At 60.1% G+C, this 16,282-nt stretch carries 15 protein-coding genes; 8 read left to right on the top strand and 7 right to left on the bottom strand.

The window, feature by feature from the left end; translation table 11 throughout:
- Positions 1-29: 29 nt before the first annotated feature.
- The 7 genes from L0Y14_RS07445 to L0Y14_RS07415 all read right to left on the bottom strand — a co-directional run bounded on the left by L0Y14_RS07445 (position 30) and on the right by L0Y14_RS07415 (position 6,528).
- Positions 30-509, bottom strand: a complete 480-nt coding sequence (locus tag L0Y14_RS07445; RefSeq protein ID WP_010086938.1) for a hypothetical protein — start codon at positions 507-509, stop codon at positions 30-32.
- Between the two features lie 170 nt (positions 510-679).
- A complete protein-coding gene (locus tag L0Y14_RS07440; RefSeq protein ID WP_040819914.1) occupies positions 680-2,401 on the bottom strand; it encodes a nickel-dependent hydrogenase large subunit in 1,722 nt (573 codons plus the stop codon).
- Between the two features lie 55 nt (positions 2,402-2,456).
- On the bottom strand, positions 2,457-3,722 hold the full coding sequence (locus L0Y14_RS07435) for a (Fe-S)-binding protein (protein WP_006475472.1): 1,266 nt from the start codon (positions 3,720-3,722) through the stop codon (positions 2,457-2,459).
- The gene (locus L0Y14_RS07430; RefSeq protein ID WP_005960739.1) at positions 3,719-4,381 is read right to left on the bottom strand and encodes a hypothetical protein; all 663 of its coding nucleotides are present in this window, start codon (positions 4,379-4,381) and stop codon (positions 3,719-3,721) included. Before L0Y14_RS07430 ends, L0Y14_RS07435 begins: the two co-directional genes overlap by 4 nt.
- Complete coding sequence (locus L0Y14_RS07425; RefSeq protein ID WP_006475471.1) at positions 4,378-5,469, bottom strand: hydrogenase small subunit; 1,092 nt, start codon at positions 5,467-5,469, stop codon at positions 4,378-4,380. Before L0Y14_RS07425 ends, L0Y14_RS07430 begins: the two co-directional genes overlap by 4 nt.
- 16 nt (positions 5,470-5,485) lie before the next feature.
- Positions 5,486-5,926, bottom strand: a complete 441-nt coding sequence (locus tag L0Y14_RS07420) for a hydrogenase expression/formation C-terminal domain-containing protein (RefSeq protein ID WP_005960737.1) — start codon at positions 5,924-5,926, stop codon at positions 5,486-5,488.
- 86 nt (positions 5,927-6,012) lie between these two features.
- Positions 6,013-6,528 (bottom strand): HyaD/HybD family hydrogenase maturation endopeptidase, encoded by a 516-nt coding sequence (locus L0Y14_RS07415; protein ID WP_005960736.1) that lies wholly within the window; start codon positions 6,526-6,528, stop codon positions 6,013-6,015.
- Positions 6,529-6,610: 82 nt separating this feature from the next.
- On the opposite strand from L0Y14_RS07415, the gene L0Y14_RS07410 reads away from it, so the two are divergent.
- The 8 genes from L0Y14_RS07410 to L0Y14_RS07375 all read left to right on the top strand — a co-directional run bounded on the left by L0Y14_RS07410 (position 6,611) and on the right by L0Y14_RS07375 (position 16,282).
- A complete protein-coding gene (locus tag L0Y14_RS07410) occupies positions 6,611-6,847 on the top strand; it encodes a HypC/HybG/HupF family hydrogenase formation chaperone (protein WP_005960735.1) in 237 nt (78 codons plus the stop codon).
- Entirely contained in the window at positions 6,840-7,196 is a 357-nt protein-coding gene (locus tag L0Y14_RS07405) for a hydrogenase maturation nickel metallochaperone HypA/HybF (protein ID WP_005960734.1), read from the top strand. The genes L0Y14_RS07410 and L0Y14_RS07405 overlap by 8 nt, the downstream gene beginning before the upstream one ends.
- A gap of 75 nt (positions 7,197-7,271) precedes the next feature.
- On the top strand, positions 7,272-8,090 hold the full coding sequence (hypB, locus tag L0Y14_RS07400) for a hydrogenase nickel incorporation protein HypB (RefSeq protein WP_006475469.1): 819 nt from the start codon (positions 7,272-7,274) through the stop codon (positions 8,088-8,090).
- A gap of 20 nt (positions 8,091-8,110) precedes the next feature.
- The gene (gene hypD, locus L0Y14_RS07395) at positions 8,111-9,244 is read left to right on the top strand and encodes a hydrogenase formation protein HypD (RefSeq protein ID WP_305790628.1); all 1,134 of its coding nucleotides are present in this window, start codon (positions 8,111-8,113) and stop codon (positions 9,242-9,244) included.
- Positions 9,245-9,504: 260 nt separating this feature from the next.
- Positions 9,505-10,470, top strand: a complete 966-nt coding sequence (locus L0Y14_RS07390; RefSeq protein ID WP_006475467.1) for a YiiX/YebB-like N1pC/P60 family cysteine hydrolase — start codon at positions 9,505-9,507, stop codon at positions 10,468-10,470.
- Positions 10,471-10,550: 80 nt separating this feature from the next.
- Positions 10,551-12,932, top strand: coding sequence for an acyl-CoA dehydrogenase (locus L0Y14_RS07385; protein ID WP_006475466.1), 2,382 nt, complete (start codon positions 10,551-10,553; stop codon positions 12,930-12,932).
- Positions 12,933-12,953: 21 nt separating this feature from the next.
- Positions 12,954-14,255 carry an acetyl-CoA C-acetyltransferase gene (locus L0Y14_RS07380; protein WP_006475465.1) on the top strand — a complete coding sequence of 434 codons (1,302 nt, stop codon included), beginning with the start codon at positions 12,954-12,956 and terminating at the stop codon, positions 14,253-14,255.
- Entirely contained in the window at positions 14,255-16,282 is a 2,028-nt protein-coding gene (locus tag L0Y14_RS07375; RefSeq protein WP_251859292.1) for a 3-hydroxyacyl-CoA dehydrogenase NAD-binding domain-containing protein, read from the top strand. The genes L0Y14_RS07380 and L0Y14_RS07375 overlap by 1 nt, the downstream gene beginning before the upstream one ends.

Below are 16,282 nucleotides of genomic sequence, written 5' to 3'. Positions count from 1 at the left end.
GTAACGGCTGACTTTTCTGGCAAAACAGGCTAGTCGTACTGACGGATCGTCCATTCGCACCCTATCTGGGTTTCACCAGCATCACCACCCACCATTGTTCCGGTCAGGGTGAGAAACATGCCTGCCCTGCCATAAGCATTTCCAAGCTCCCGGGACAAGACAAACTCAGGCTCATCCCGTTTTTTGTATTTAACGGATATGACCAGGTTGCTGTCATCACTATTATCTGACGTATCCTCTTGCTGTTGCTCGGGCTGTTTGATTTCGTGAGACGACTCAGCTGCTGCCGGTTTCTCAAAAGAACTGATAAACCGGGCGCAATCCTCGATAAACCCAGACGGGAATTCAACACCCTTGTTGCCAGTCTGGCCGTCATGCGTAGGACGTTTATAAATGCAGGTCTTGTCTTGATCACAGCTGAGCCCTTTGATCTGTTCGCTATAATCGAACGCCCAAGAGGACGAAGAGAGGATTAGGGACAAGGATGCGATAAATGTGGTTGGTCTCATCTTCAGCCTTCCTGCTGGGATATCTCTGCTAGAGGCGTTCCCTCAGCCTGATCCGCCATTTTAGGTACAATTGGCCGCAAAGCTAAGAGCTGGATCAGCAATATTCCGTGTCAATCATCCCATTTTAACCCGCCCTGCAACTTGCAGGTCCACGCGCCCAGCCAGTCCGCTCAGGTGACTTTGAGCTGTAGCAGCTCTTCACCATCCTCATCGGAAAGATGCACCGCGCAGGCGATACAGGGATCGAAGCTATGGATGGTGCGCAGGATCTCCACCGGCTGTTTGGCATCGGCTAGTTGATGGTTATCCTGTAGCGCCGCCTCATAGGCACCAGCCTGATCTTGCGCATCCCGCGGTCCGGCATTCCAGGTGCTGGGAACCACCGCCTGGTAGTTGCTGATCTTGCCATTTTCGATCACCACCCAGTGGCCGAGGGCACCACGCGGCGCCTCCATGAAACCAACCCCCTTACACTGGTTTGGCCAGGTGGAGGGATCCCACAGAGCCTCGTTAAAAGTTTTGGTATCACCAGCCTTGATGTTGGCGATCAGCTGGTCGTACCAGCCCTGCATGGCATCGGCCAGTATCTTGGTCTCCAGGGTCCGGGCAGCGGTGCGACCAAGGGTGGAGAAGAGCGCACGCACCGGCAGGTCCAGGGTTTTCAGGGTCATATTGACCAACTCTTGAGTCTGCTCGTGGCCCTTGGCATAGAGCATAAGCACCCGCGCCAGCGGCCCCACCTCCATCGGTTTGCCCTTCCAGCGCGGCGCTTTCATCCAGGAGTAGGCCTGCTCCACATCGAGTTGTTTGTAGGGCGGCTTGGGGCCTGTGTAGTTGAGATTAGTCTCGCCGTCGTAAGGGTGCTTGGGCTGCTCCTTGCCATCGCTGTAGTCGTACCAGGAGTGGGCCACAAACTCCTGGATCTCATCTGAGTTGTTCATGTCGAGCGGATGCACGGTGGAGATATCCCGATCGAGGATCACCCCAGCGGGGAAGAAGTAGCTGTCGGGATCGTCCATGCTGGTGCCCGGCAGATCACCGTAGCAGAGAAAGTTGCCGAGGCCCTCACCACGCTCGCCCCACTCCTTGTAGAAGCCGGCGATAGCCAGAGTGTCGGGCAGATAGACCTGATCGACGAAGCTGCGCATCTTGTCGATCACATTCTGCACCTGGGCCAACTTCTTCATGTTGATGGCTGAATCGGAGTTGAGATCGATGGGTGAAGCGGTGCCACCGACCAGGAAGTTGGGGTGCGGATTCTTGCCACCGAAGATGGTGTGCAGTTGCACCACGTCACGCTGCCAGGAGAGCGCCTCCAGATAGTGAGCCACCGCCATCAGATTGGCCTCCGGCGGCAGCTTGTAGGCGGAGTGGCCCCAGTAGGCCTTGGCGAAGATGCCGAGCTGGCCGGCTTCGACAAACCCCTTCAGCTTCTTCCGCATATCTGCGAAGTAGCCGGGGGATGCCTTCGGCCAGTTGCTCAACGACTGCGCCAGCTCCGAGGTCTTCGCCGGGTCAGCGGAGAGCGCGGAAACCACGTCCACCCAGTCGAGCGCATGTAGGTGGTAGAAGTGCATCACATGATCGTGGATGTATTGGGCACCGATCATCAAATTGCGGATCAACTGGGCGTTGGGCGGGATCGGGTAGTTCAGTGCATTCTCCACCGCGCGTACCGAGGCGATGCCATGCACCAGGGTGCAAACGCCGCAGATGCGCTGTGCATAGGCCCAGGCGTCGCGCGGATCACGCCCACGCAGGATCAACTCGATGCCGCGCACCATGGTGCCGGAGGAGTAGGCGCTGGCGATCTGATCGCCCTCCATCTGCGCCTCGATACGCAGGTGACCCTCGATGCGGGTTATGGGATCAACGACGATTCTTTCAGCCATTTTTTTCATCTCCTGCTGGTGCGGTTTCCACACACAGTTCAGACTGTCGCCTGACCTACTTATCCTCGACCAGGTGATCCGCCAGCATCTCAGTCAGACCGACCACCGGCAGCTCCATGTTGTACTCCTCGATACCATCTTCCAGCATCAGGCGGCAGTTGGCGCAGGCGGTAACCAGCCGATCCACCTGCAGCTCATCGAGCTGGCTCTTCTTTCTCTGAAACACTTTGAGACGCAAGGCATCCGCCCGCTCATTGGCGCTGACACCGCCGCCACCGCCACAACACCAGTTCATCTCTCGGTTATCATGCATCTCGACGAAGTTGGCGGCGACCTGATTGAGCAGGTTGCGCGGCTGCTCCAGCACCCCCCCTTTTCGCACGATCTGACAAGGATCGTGGAAGGTCATACGCGCTGACTCCATCCCTTCAGTCTTCAGCCGACCACTGGCACGCAATTCATCCAACAGTTCAAGGATATGCACCACCTTGAAGGGATAGGAGCGGCCGATCAGATTGGGTCCCTCCCAGCGGATCGCGGTGTAGGCGTGGCCGCACTCGGGGCTGATCACATATTTCACTTTGAGCTTCTCAGCACCGGCTACGACCCGGGAGACCAGTTCCCGGGCGATGTCGCTGGAACCGATCTGGATACCAGAGTTGGTCGCCTCGAAGGCCTCGGAGCAGAGGGTCCAGCTCAGATCCACCTGCTTGAAGATCTTCGCCAGTGCCTCGATATACTCAGGGAAGTTCATGATCTCCATGGAAGAGAGCAGCGCCATGTAATCAGCCCCCTCCACATCCACCGGGATGCTCAGACCGGTATCGGCTTCGATATGGCGAATCTGTGCCGCCAGCGCCGGAAACTTCACCCCCATCGGGCTACCGATCTTCACCGCGCGGGTGCTGGCATCTCTCATCCCCTCCGGGGCGTTGCCGGAGGCGACAAAACCCTCGCGAGCGCGGCGGATCATGTAGGCGATGTCGTTGCCAACCGGGCAGACCATGGAACAGCGCCCGCAGAGTGTGCAACTGTCGTAGATCAGCGGCTCCCACGCCTCGAGCATCGCATCGTCCACTTTTTTACCAAGGCCGATGGTGCTCTTGATGCGCCCCCAGAGTGTGAACTCCTGCTCCCAGATGAGGCGGAATGGCTCCAGCTTGTGGATAGGCGTATAGCGCGGATCGCCTGTCTCGGTGTAGAAGAGGCAGGCATCAGCACACATGCCGCAACTGACGCAGCTGCTGAAGAAGACTGCAGTCGGTGCATCCATCTGCTCACGAAAGGCGTTGAGCCCCCGTTCTAGGGTTGCCTTGCTCATGACTTCACCCCCCTGCGGCCGGCCATGGCGCCGTTGTACCAACGGGCAAACAGGATGGTGAATACGTGCATCAGCTTGGTAAAGGGAAACACCACCATCAGCAGCTCCACACTCAGAATGTGCAGCCCCAGCACCAACGGGTAGGGATCAATCAACCGGTGGAAGGCCAAGTAGCCTGTCAGCATCGGCAGAAAGGTCAACAGCCAGATCAGATAATCCTCGGTACCACTGAGAAAACGTTTTACCGGGTGGGTCAGGCGATCCACCAACATCGCCATCAGTGTCACGATGGTGATGACCGCCACTGCATCAACCAGATGATTTGGCAGGCCGGGCCACTTCAAGCCAAACACACTCTTGATCAGCTCAATGTGGGGGACAAAAAAGAGCAGGCAGATGAGGAACCCGATATGCCAGGCATAACCACCGATCACCGTGAAAGGGGAACGTCTGAAACTGCCAGGATCCGGTAGGGAGCGGCTGAAAACCGTGCGCATGCCCGGACCAAACTCACTGCCACGCGGTTCGGCAAAGTCCGGTTTTCTTCCAAGGAGAAAGATCTCCAAAAAGTGCACCACCACACCGATGACAAACACCGCCAGAGCCAGATCAAATCCCGGCCCCTTAACCCACAGAAGAAAATCGATCTGAGTGCTCATGACGATTTTTCCAGATCATCCACGCTGACTGTTTCATGTTTCGCCACTGCCTGGGCCTGCTGACTCCGATTGAGCGCGCCCGCGACCGCACCGACAGCAAGGCCGGCGGCTACCGAGTAGGCGGCATTTCTGGCGATATCGCTGTCGGGAATGGAGAGTGCCTTATAGAAGCCCCCGCCATCCCAGAAATCGGGTTCGGAGCAACCCAGACAGCCGTGTCCCGACTCCACCGGCCAGCTGGTGCCCTGATTCCACTTGGCAGTGGCGCAGGCGTTATAGGTGCTCGGACCCTTGCAGCCGAGGCGGTAGAGGCACCAGCCCTTGCGTGCGCCTTCGTCGTCAAAGGTTTCGGCAAACAATCCCTTATCGTAGAAGGGCCGACGGTAGCAACGGTCGTGGATGCTCTTGCCATAGAAGACCTTGGGGCGTCCCAGCTCATCCAACTCCGGGATCGAGCCGAAGGTCAGAAAGTGCGCCAGCACACCGGTGATCACCACCGGAATCGGCGGACAGCCTGAGACGTTGATCACCGGTTTGTCCTTGACGATCTCAGAGACCGCCACCGCTCCGGTCGGGTTGGGATCGGCATGCGGCAGACCACCAAAGGCGGCGCAACTACCCACGGCTATCACAGCGGCGGCACCGGCCACCGTCTCCTGCAACATATCGAGATTGCTGATACCGGCAATGGTGGAGTAACCAGGGTTCTTTAGCGGAATCGAGCCATCGACGACTACCAGGTATTTACCGGCATTCTCGTGCATCGCCGCTTCGCGGGCCGCCTCCGCGGCATCACCTGCCGCGGCCTGTAGTGTGTGATGGTAGTCGAGGGAGATATGGTCAAAGATGAGGTTTTCCAGGGTGGGTGCGTGGCTGCGGGTAAGGGACTCGGTACAGCCGGTGCACTCCTGGAAGGAGAGCCAGATTACCGATGGGCGTCTGGCCTTCTCCAGGGCCGCAGCAACCGCCGGCACCATCGAGGGCGGCAACGCCATCATCGAGGCTGTAGCAGTGCAAAACTTCAGAAAACCCCGCCGCGACACCCCTCTGAGCCGCAGGCTTTCGCCCAGTGTTTTTATTTCAGCCATCACACTCGCCCCTCTGTCACGCCTTCTGCCCCACCCCCTCGGCCGGAGCAGACAGCTGTTCGCTTAATCGGATTAGGGAATCGGAAATATCCATCGCCTGGGACTTGAGGATCTCGGGGATGGTGGTGATCTCGACCTGCAGGGCGATAACTTCACCCGAGGCGTTTTTGTGCTCGACGACCCAGACCCCGGCAAAGCTGCTCTCGTAGATGGTGCTGCTACCCAAGCTGTCGAGACTGGCCTCAACCTCCCCTTTTCCAAGGGTACCCAGCAGCCGCTGCTGGTCACCGGGAGCGAAGGGGATCGATCTCAGATCGATAGTGGTGGATCTGCCCTGTCGCTGCAATTCGTTGAGGGCATGGAGAATTTCATGCAGCAAGGGAACCACGTTGCCATGACTTTCCGGCAACACTCCAGGTGATTCAACTCGAACGTCGATGCCCCCTAACTGCGCCACGGTACACTCCTAAAGCGACCTTGCAACCTAAGCATATCTCCAGAATACACCCTTCATACTGACGCAGATCAGGAATTGATTAACTTCTAATCTGCCCCTCGAGTATGCCTAATACCCTTGCCAGTAACGGGGAATTCCCATCTGCTGAGTATAGTCAGAATCCGCTCAATTGCGGGTTCAACTGCGGCCTCAACCGGTGGACTCAGTCGCTCCCCCCACTCCATTGAGGCCGGCTCTATACCCACCAGGCAGCACTGCTCTGGCAATTGCTCTGAGAGCCGTGAGATATCGAGCAGATCTCCTAGGCTCACCTCATGCACACTTTGGCGGTTGCCACTGAGATAGCGATCCATCTCCAGCCCACAAAAGACGCCGATCTCACCGGGCTCGGCTTGCATACGGGCAGCATCCACCACCACCAGGCCATCAGCCCTGGCGATCGGCTCCGCCAGGGTGAAGCTGAGCGTCCCCCCATCCAGACACTCCAGCCCGACCTGTTCACCGAGCTGCCGGCGCAGCCGCTCCACCAGTTGCACTCCCACCCCCTCATCGCTGAACAGTAGATTGCCGATCCCCAGGATCAAAACGTTTTCGATTGACATGCATGGACTCCTGGCGAGAATGGGATTGAACCGTTACGCGGCCTGGCCGTCATAAATCTATCGCAGGAGCGAACCATCCGCCATGTGCCTCGGTATCCCCATGCAGATCAAATCGATCGACGGCTTCACCGCCCGCTGTGAAGCCAAAGGTATCGAGCGCGATGTCAGCCTCTTCATGCTACAGCACGAGACCCTGCAGCCTGACGACTTTGTTGTGGTCCACGTCGGCTATGCAATTCAGAAAGTAACACCTCAAGAGGCCCGCTCCGCCTGGGAGATCTACGACGAGATGTTGAGAAAACTCGATCAGGATGCATGAACTTGCAGTCTGCCAGGCACTGATGCGGCAGGTCGATGAGATAGCGACCCGTGAAGCTGCCGAGCGTGTTACCCGAATCATCCTGCAGATCGGCCCCCTCTCCGGGGTGGTGCCAGAACTGCTGCAACAGGCTTTCACCATCGCCCGCACCGGCACTGTCGCAGAGACGGCAGAACTGGTAACACAGACTCAACCGGTCAGGGTCCGCTGCACTATCTGCGGTGCTGAGAGCGATGCCACTCCCAACCGACTTTTATGTGGCGCATGCGGCGACTATCGGACACAATTGATCGGCGGTGATGAGCTACTGCTGGCGAGCCTGGAGCTCGAGCGGGCCGACAGCAAATAAGCTTCGTCCCCGCTGGCTGGACAATGATTGGAGCGGACTGGAACAACCCGAACTTAAGGACAGGATGAGATAACCATGTGCGATACCTGTGGCTGCAATGTAACTGAGAGCAACCGTCACCTGATCGAAGAGGATGGCAAACACGCCCACACCCAGGACGGCAGCAATGCGGTTGAGGTGCTGGAAAATCTGCTCAGCGAAAACGATCGCCAAGCGGCCCACAACCGTCACCACTTCGACAGCCACGGCGTACTCACTATCAATCTGATGTCCTCCCCCGGCAGTGGCAAGACCAGCCTACTCGAGGCCACCGTGCAGGCCCTGGGTGGTGAGTATCGTATCGGTGTGATCGAGGGCGACCTGGAGACCGAAAACGATGCCGAGCGGCTGCGTAGGCTTGGTATCGAAGCGGTACAGATCACCACTGGCACTGCTTGTCATCTGGACGCCCACATGGTCCACAATGCCTTGCACGATCTGAACCTGAGCCGCTTCGACATCCTCTTCATCGAAAACGTCGGCAACCTAGTATGCCCCGCCAGTTTCGACCTGGGCCAGCACCTCAATGTAGCGCTGCTCTCGGTCACCGAGGGCGACGACAAACCAGCCAAATACCCGGTGCTGTTCCGTACCGCCGACAACATCGTGATCAGCAAGGCCGATCTGCTGCGCTACCTGGACGACTTCAGCCCGGAACGTGCCGAAACCGCGATCCGCAACCTGGCCACCGAGGTCCCCATCATCACCCTCTCGGCCAAGAGCGGCTCCGGACTCGACGAGTGGCTCGACTGGCTCCACAGCGAGGCTAACAAACAGCTGGAACGGGTGGTATTGGGCGAGACCCTGACACCAAAGATCCAACTGGAAGGGGCGAAACTGCACTCCCACAACTGATTCATCACGCCAACTGGAGGGTGCAAAGCCCTGCAGTCGGCAATCCTTACATCACCATGCCCATCACTGCCAAACAGTGGCTCGAACAGATCCGCACCCTGCCCCTGCCGAAGCGGGTGCGTATCATGAACGTCTGCGGCGGCCATGAGCGCTCCATCACCCAGGCCGGGCTGCGCGCTGCGCTGCCGAGAAACATCGAACTGATCCCCGGCCCCGGTTGTCCGGTCTGCGTCTGTCCCGAAGAGGATGTCTACCAGGCAATCCAGCTGGCACTCAACGAATCGGTCATCCTGGTGGCGTTTGGCGACATGCTGCGGGTGCCGGTGAATGTGCCGAAGGATCAACCCCGTTCGCTGGATCAGGCCCACGCCGCCGGCGCTGACATCCGTCCCATCGCCTCGCCGATGGAGGCACTGCAGATTGCCCAGGCTAATCCCGATCGTCAGGTGGTCTTTTTTGCCGCCGGCTTCGAGACCACCACTGCGCCGGTGGCCTCGCTGCTGGTAGAGGGCATCCCGGAAAATCTCTCAATCTTGCTCTCCGGCCGCCTCACCTGGCCGGCGGTGGCGATGCTGCTCGACTCTGGCACCCCCGGTTTCGATGCCCTGGTCGCCCCAGGGCATGTCGCCACCGTGATGGGACCGGAGGAGTGGCAATTTGTGGTGGATAAACACCACATCTCCACCGCCGTAGCGGGCTTCACCCCGGAGAGCCTGCTGGCAGCGACCTATTCCGTGCTGCGCCAGTTGATCGATGGCAAACAGTTTCTCGACAACTGCTATCCGGAACTGGTTCGGCCCGGCGGTAATCCCAGCGCCAAACAGCATCTCAATGCATCGATGCAGGTGGTGGACGCCAACTGGCGCGGTATAGGAACCATCCCTGCCTCAGGCTTCAAACTGCGCGAGGCTTTTGCCGAAGCGGATGCCCGGTTGCGTTTCCCCGAGTATGAAGAACCTGCGCGCCGACGTGCCGGTGAGATGCCGCCGGGTTGCGACTGCGCCCAGGTGGTGCTTGGGAGAAAATACCCCAATCAGTGCCGCCTCTACGGCAACGCCTGCACCCCGCGCAACCCGGTCGGCCCCTGCATGGTCTCCGACGAGGGCGCCTGCCGCATCTGGTGGAGTGGCGGGATGCGTTCCGTCCAGGTCTGATACCCTTCTCTTCCTCAGCCGCCACGTAAAGTCCTGTAATTCGTAGGAGCATCCGCTTGCGGCGCGAATTATCGACGACGCTGATCTTCGCGCCGCAAGCGGACGCTCCTACGGACTCAATTCCTTTGATATAGGCACATGGGACAGGGCCAGAAACACGATCTCTTCCACCTCAGGTACCGGTTTTCCCAAATTGAATTAGCCACCCCGGCCAGTGTCTATACTCTGGAGTAACAGAGTAGATTGCTTGGTTATTTACCATGAGAGAGTTGGGACAATGGCTTGCGAGGAAGATTTCCGAGTGGCTGGTCAAAGAAGGCCCGCCGCCTAACTCTCCACTGTGTGACTTCAACCGCCTCTGCTATGAGCTGCGTCCCGGCGATATCCTACTGCTTGAGGGGCGCAGTCGGGTCAGCGAGGTGATCAAGATCATCACCCAGAGTTCATGGACTCACTCTGCACTCTATATTGGCCGCCTCTACGACATCGCCGAACCAAAACTGCGCAAGCGGGTCAAGGATGCCTACCAAGGTGATCCCAACCAGCAGCTGATCATCGAGGCCCTATTGGGCGAGGGCACCATCGTCGCCCCCATCTCGAAATACCGTATGGAACACCTGCGCATCTGCCGCCCCAGCGGCCTCGAACCGAGCGATGCACAGCGGATCATCGCCTATGTGATCAGACACCTCGGCAGCGGTTACGATGTACGGCAACTGCTCGACCTAGCCCGCTTCCTCTTTCCCTGGACCATCCTGCCCAGACGCTGGCGCTCCAGTCTGTTTGAACATAACGTAGGCGGCCCAACTCGCACCGTCTGCTCCTGTCTGCTCGCCGAAGCCTACAACCTGGTCAACTTCCCGATCCTGCCTTTCATCGACCGGGGAGACGATGGCAGCATCCGCTTTTTCAAGCGCAATCCCCGCCTCTTCACCCCCAAGGATTTCGACTACTCCCCCTACTTCGACATCATCAAGTACCCCTTCCTCGGACTGGATGATCTGGGTGTCTATCGCCGTCTGCCCTGGTGCGATGACAGGGTGCTCTACAATGATAATGAGATCGAGTTCTCCAACCAGGCCCGCGAGCACTGTGATCCCTGCACCCCCAAACTGAGGCTTGCCGAGATGCATCCAGATGAGCGGGACGGAACAGATCCTGAGCGGACAGGGGGAGATGAAGATCAGCCTGAGCGATCATCCCCGCTGCGGGAGGTTAAGTCATGAGTGGCGTTGGAATCATCCTGATCGGGGTCATCCTATGGGGGCTGATCTATGCTGCGGCATCGGCCCCCATCTAGCTGCTGTTGCCACCCAGCCTGCTGCTGGCACTGCAACTGGGTGGACTGCTCACCCCCCTCTGGTCGATCCCATTCTGGCTGGCCTATGCCCTCGGCCTATCACTCTATGCCCTGCCCGAGCAGCGCCGTCGCTGGATCAGCACACCGCTGTTGAAGCGGTTCCGCCAAGTGATGCCGGCGATCTCCCGAACCGAACAGGAGGCGCTGCAGGCGGGCAGCGTCGGGTGGGACAGCGAACTGTTCAGTGGCCAGCCCGACTGGCAGAAGCTGTTCAGCCAACCGGCGCCGCAACTGAGCGCAGAAGAGCAGGCCTTTATCAACGGCCCGCTCGAGCAACTCTGCCGGATGCTCGATGACTGGCAGATCACCCATCAGGACTATGATCTGCCGCCGGAGGTCTGGGCCTTCATCAAGCAGTGCGGTCTATTTGGGCTGATTATCCCAAAGAAATATGGTGGCCTGGAGTTCTCCGCCCTCGCCCATTCCACCATCGTGATGAAGCTTGCCAGCCGCAGCATCACCGCCGCAGTCACCGTGATGGTGCCCAACTCCCTCGGCCCGGCCAAGCTGCTGCTCCACTACGGCAGCGATGCGCAGAGGCGGCGCTATCTGTTCAAACTCGCCAGCGGTGAAGAGATCCCCTGCTTCGCCCTCACCGGTCCACAGGCAGGCAGCGATGCCGGGGCGATGCCCGACAGCGGCGTGGTGGAGTATGGCGAGTTCAAAGGCGAGCAGGTGCTCGGCATCCGCCTCAACTGGGAGAAGCGCTACATCACCCTGGCCCCGGTTGCCACACTGATCGGGCTCGCCTTCAAGCTCCACGACCCCGCGCATTTGCTGGGTGAAGAGAGCGAGCCCGGCATTACCCTGGCGCTGATCCCGCGCCAGACCCCTGGAGTGAGCATCGGCAAACGCCACTTGCCGCTCAATATCCCATTCCAGAATGGCCCCATCAGCGGCCGGGATGTGTTCATCCCGCTCGACTGGGTAATCGGTGGCCGCGACGGCATCGGTCAGGGCTGGCGCATGCTGATGGAAAGCTTGGCGGAAGGCCGCGGCATCTCCCTGCCGGCGCTGGCCACCGGCGCCAGCAAAGCAGCCTGCCGCTATACCGGCGCTTATGCCCGGATTCGTCGCCAGTTTGGTCAGCCGATCGGCCGCTTTGAGGGGATAGAAGAGGCCTTAGCCCTGATCGCTGGCGCCAACTATCAGATGGATGCCGCCCGCCTGCTGACCCTGGCTGCCCTCGATCGCGGCGAACACCCCTCGGTGGTCACCGCCATCGTCAAATACCACCTCACCGAACGCTACCGCGAGGTGATCAACCAGGCGATGGATATCCAGGCCGGCAGCGGCATCTGCCTCGGCCCCAACAACCTGCTGGCCCGCCCCTATCAGGCGATCCCGATCGCGATCACGGTGGAGGGGGCAAACATCCTCACCCGCAACATGATCATCTTTGGCCAGGGCGCGCTCCGTGCCCACCCCTATCTGCTGCGTGAACTTAACGCCGCCCTGCTGGCCGATTCCCGCGAGGCAGTGATCCAGTTCGACCAGGCCCTGTTTGGCCATGCGCATTTCATATTGGGCAATCTGGCGCGCAGCCTCTGGCTCGGTCTGAGCCGTGCGCTGTTTGCCTCTACACCACTGCCTGGCTTTGCCGGACGCAGCCTACAACATCTGCAGTGGATGAGCAGCGGCTTTGCCCTAGCCGCCGATCTGACCCTGCTCTCGCTGGGCGGGGCATTGAAACGCAAAGAGCGCCTCTCAGCCCGGCTTGGCGACATTCTCAGCGAACTCTACATCGCCAGCGCACTGCTGAAACACTTTGCCGATGAGGGCTCCCAGCAAGAGGATCTGCCACTGCTGCGTTGGGCCATGGCCGACAGCCTTATTCGTATCCAGCGGGCCTTTTCTGCACTGCTGCACAATCTGCCGCTACGCCCCCTCGCCTGGCTGTTAAGGATCGCCATCTTCCCCAGCGGCATGCCATTCAAAGCCGCCTCCGACCAGCTCGACGACCAGCTCGCGCGGCTGCTGCAAACCCCCGGCAACCCACGCGATCGGCTGACCGCGCATGTCTTCAGCAGCAACGATCCTGGCGAACCGGCTGGGCGGCTGGAGCTGGCGCTCAAGGCGGTCAGTCTGGCGGCACCAATCGAGAAGACCCTGCGCCAGGCACGCCGCGCTGGACAGATCATCGGCGACAGCCGTGCCGCTCAGCTCAACAGTGCACTAGAATTGGGAATTATAACCCACACTCAAACTGAAACCTTGCGCCAGGCCGAACAGTGGATCGACCAGGTGATCCAGGTTGACGCCTTCGATGGACTGACACCCCAGACCAGACAGGCGGTGCAAGAAGAATCACAACGGGGCGTTGCCTAACTAGCGAGTTGGAGGAGCCAGATGGAACAGCGAGACTCAGCATGTCGACCGGTCTACATCATCGACGGCAGCCGCACCCCATTTCTCAAGGCCCGCGGCACCCCCGGCCCCTTCAGCGCCAGCGATCTGGCAGTCGCCGCCGGCCGGCCGCTGCTGGCCCGACAGGCCAGACTCTCCCCGGCCCAGCTGGATCAGGTAATCCTCGGCTGTGTCGGGCCCGATCCCGATGAGGCCAACATCGGTCGTCTGCTAGCGCTGCGGCTCGACTGCGGCAAACAGGTACCGGGCTGGACCGTGCAACGCAACTGCGCCTCCGGCCTGCAAGCGGTCGATAGCGCCGCGATCGAGATCGCCAGCGGTCGTGCCGAACTGATACTGGCCGGCGGCAGCGAGGCGATGAGCCGCCAGCCGCTGCTGCTGAACATGAAGATGGTCGGCTGGCTCACCCAGTGGCAGCGCAGCCGCGGCCTAATCGCCCGTAGCCAGCAGCTGAGCCGGCTGCGGCCTGCCCACTTTCAGTTCATCATTGCCCTGCTGCGCGGCCTCACCGACCCCACAGTGGGGCTCTCCATGGGACAAACTGCGGAGAACCTGGCAACCCGTTTCAGCATCGATCGGGAGATGATGGACCGCTTCGCCCTGGCCAGCCACCGACGGCTACAGCAGGCGATGCAGGAGGCGCGTCTCGACGAGATCGAGCCCCTGTTCGATCACCAGGGTCGGCTCTATGACCACGACGATGGCCTGCGCGCCGATTCCAGCCTGGAGAAGCTCGCCACCCTGAAAGCGGTGTTTGATCCACCCTACGGCCGGGTTAGCGCCGGCAACAGTGCCCAGATAAGCGATGGTGCGGCGCTACTGCTGCTCGCCTCGGAACACGCAGTGGAGCGCTTCCAGCTGCAGCCAATGGGGAGACTCATCGATAGCCACTGGGCCGCACTCGACCCAGCCCAGATGGGACTTGGACCAGTGCACGCGATGGCGCCACTGCTACAGCGCAACCAGTTGGAGAGTGATCAGATCGACGCCTGGGAGATCAACGAGGCGTTCGCCGCCCAGGTGCTTGCCTGCCTTGCCGCCTGGCAGGATGGCGACTATCTGCAGCGGGAGCTGGGTATCGAACAGCCAATGGCGCCGATCTCTGAGGAGCGGCTCAATCGCAACGGCGGCGCCATCGCCATCGGACATCCGGTCGGTGCCAGCGGCGCCCGGTTAGTACTGCATCTGCTAAAACGCCTACAGCAGGAGGGGGGGCAATTCGGCATCGCCAGCCTCTGTATCGGCGGCGGACAGGGTGGCGCAATACTTGTGGAGCGTGTGTGATGGATAGACATTGGCGAATTGAGTGGGACCAAGAGCAGCTCGCCTGGCTCCACTTCGACATGGCCGAAAGCAGCGTCAACCTGCTCTCTCTGGAGACACTCGAGGTGCTCGACAGCCAGCTGCAGAGCCTGCAACACTCTGCTGCCAAAGGCTTGGTGATCCTCTCCGACAAACCCGCTGGATTCATGGCCGGTGCTGACGTGAAGGGGTTCGCACTGCCCTCCAGCGAGGAGCAGATCAAGGCCCATCTGCAACAGGTGCATACCATCCTGCAGCGACTGGAAGAGCTGCCCTTCCCAAGCCTGGCGCTGATCCACGGTTTCTGCCTGGGTGGCGGTCTGGAGCTGGCGCTGGCCTGTGACTACCGCATCGCACGGGATGATCCCGCCACTCGGCTCGGTTTTCCCGAGGTGCGCCTGGGCATCTTCCCCGGTTACGGCGGTACCGCGCGCAGTTTCGAAACACTGGCTCCGCTGGATGCGCTCCGACTGATGCTAAGCGGTCGCAACGTCAATGCCCGCCGGGCACTGCGTATCGGCCTGGTGGACCGAATCGCTGCCGAGCGGTTGGAACGGATTACCGCCCGCCATCTGCTCAAGGAGGCACCGCCGAAGCAGCGTCCAAAGCTATCGCAGCGAATCCTCAACAGCCGACCGCTGCGCCTCCCGCTGGCCTGGATGGTGGAGCGGCAAACAGCAAAACGGGTGCGCAAGGCGCACTACCCCGCACCCTTTGCCCTGATTGACCACTGGCGGCACGCCGGTGATCAGCGTGCACAGCTGTTTGAGGGTGAGGCCCAGCGAGTCTCCAGACTGCTGCGCAGCGAGACTGCACAAAACCTGATCCGCGTCTTCTTCCTGCAGGAGCGGCTCAAATCCCTTGGCAGCGACAGCGGTTTCAAGCCGCAGCATCTGCATGTGATCGGTGGCGGAGTCATGGGTGGGGATATTGCCGCCTGGTGTGCTCTCAAGGGGCTCAGGGTCTCACTGCAGGATCGGGAGGCGAAGTATCTCAGCCGGGCATTGGCCAGCGCCCACCAACTCTTCAGCAAGAGGCTCAAATCCCGGCGCGAGGTGCAGGCAGCGATGGATCGGCTGATGCCAGACCCCAAAGGCAATGGCATCGCCCACGCCGATGTAATCATTGAGGCGGTGTTCGAGGATGCTCGGGTGAAACAGTCGCTGTTCCGTAAACTAGAGGCCAGGGCGCGCCCCAATGCACTGCTCGCCAGCAACACTTCCAGCATCCCGCTGGAGATTATCGGCGTGGCGATGCGCCGTCCTGAACGGTTGATCGGACTGCACTTTTTCAATCCGGTTGCGCGAATGCAACTGGTAGAGGTGGTGCATGGTGAGCAGACCACCGCTGAGCAGGTCAGCCGCGGCGCCAGTTTTGCCAGGCGCATCGGTAAGCTGCCGGTGCCGGTCAAGAGCTATCCCGGTTTTCTGGTCAACCGGGTCCTGATGCCCTACCTGCTGGAGGCGATGGAACTGCTTGAGGAGGGCGTCCCTGGGCCGGTGATCGACAAGGCAGCGGTAGACTTCGGCATGCCGGCGGGACCGATCGAACTGGCCGATCGGGTTGGACTCGACATCTGCCTGGCAGTGGCGAAGGAGCTCTCCGCCCACTACCCGTTCAAACTACCGGGACAACTGGAATTTATGGTTAGAGAGAGCAAGCTGGGATTGAAGAGTGGTGAGGGATTCTATCGCTGGGAGAAAAAACGTCCGCTCAAGCAGCGTTTTGATGCCTTCTATCATGCCCCCAACGACCTGGCCGAACGGCTGATCTTCCGCCTGCTAAACGAGGCAGTAGCTTGCTTTCGCGAAGGAGTGGTGGAGGATGCCGATCTGCTCGATGCGGGGATCATCTTCGGCACCGGTTTTGCTCCCTTCCGCGGTGGCCCCATGCACTACATCAAAAATGGCGGACTGCAGCAGATGCGCCAGCGCATTCAAGAGCTGGAACGCCGCCACGGCAAGCAATTCCACCCCGATTCAGGCTGGACTAACCTGGGGAGGGTTTAG

This window comes from Candidatus Endoriftia persephonae, assembly GCF_023733635.1.
Lineage (GTDB): Bacteria > Pseudomonadota > Gammaproteobacteria > Chromatiales > Chromatiaceae > Endoriftia > Endoriftia persephonae.
The sequence above is the reverse complement of the archived record's forward strand: the minus strand, read 5'-3'. Positions and strand labels throughout refer to the sequence as shown.